This is a genomic window from Mesorhizobium sp. M7A.F.Ca.CA.001.10.2.1, assembly GCF_003998575.1.
Lineage (GTDB): Bacteria > Pseudomonadota > Alphaproteobacteria > Rhizobiales > Rhizobiaceae > Mesorhizobium.
The window spans coordinates 1-907 of the sequence record NZ_RZQY01001150.1 but is presented as its reverse complement, the minus strand read 5'-3'; the positions used below and the strand labels follow the sequence as shown (position 1 = coordinate 907).

The 907-nt window shown below is 65.8% G+C and carries 1 protein-coding gene; it reads right to left on the bottom strand.

What is annotated here, in order from left to right:
• A partial coding sequence (locus EN964_RS35785) for a sodium:proton antiporter (protein WP_164776501.1) occupies positions 1-907 on the bottom strand: 907 nt, incomplete at both ends.

Here is a 907-nt window from a genome sequence, read left to right as displayed (position 1 = left end):
GCGTAATGGCGCCGCGCACACCGGCCACCGAACCGGCGAGCCGCACGCGCAGCCCGAACGGCTCCACTTTGCGCTTGCCCAGACGCGCAGCGATGCCGGCGGCGATATCGCCCACCCAGATCCACAGGAAGCGCAACGCGATCAGGCACAGCGTCAGCGCGATGACGGTCGCGATCGGCTGGACGATCGGGTGCAGGCGCATGAGCTCCGGCGGCACATGGCGGATGATGTCGGGAAGTTGGAGCCCAAGCACGATGAAGAGAGCACCGTTGAAAACGAAGGAAAGCGTCGTCCACAGCGAAATCGTCTGCATGCGCGCCGAGACGCCGAGGAAGCGAAACACGCCGGAGCCGCCGGTGAGCAGGCCGGCGGTAACAGCCGCCAGGATGCCGGAAGCTCCGACATGCTCGGCGCCGAGATAGGCTATGAAGGGCAGCAGGACCATCACCAGCACCTGCGCCTCGGCCGGCACGCCGCCGATCCGGTTGAGCAGTTGCAGCAGCTTGGCGGCAACGAACAGCGCCGCCACGCCGATCAGGATGCCCATCGCCACGGCATAGAGAAAACTGAGCGAAGCCGCCGCAAGGGAAAAGCTGCCGGTCAGCACCGCCGCGACGGCAAAGCGGAACATGACCAGCCCCGACGCATCGTTGAGCAGCGACTCGCCTTCCAGAATGTGCATCAGCCGCGCCGGGACGACATTTCTGTCGACGATCGAGGACACCGCCACCGCGTCGGTCGGCGACAGCACCGCGGCAAGCGCAAAAGCGACCACCAGAGGGATGCTCGGCACCAGCCAATGCAAGGCGTAGCCGAAACCGACGATGGTGAAGAAGACCAGCCCTATGGCCAGATCCAGGATCGGTCCGCGCAGCGCCATCAGTTCACGCTGCGGTGCGCCATAGGC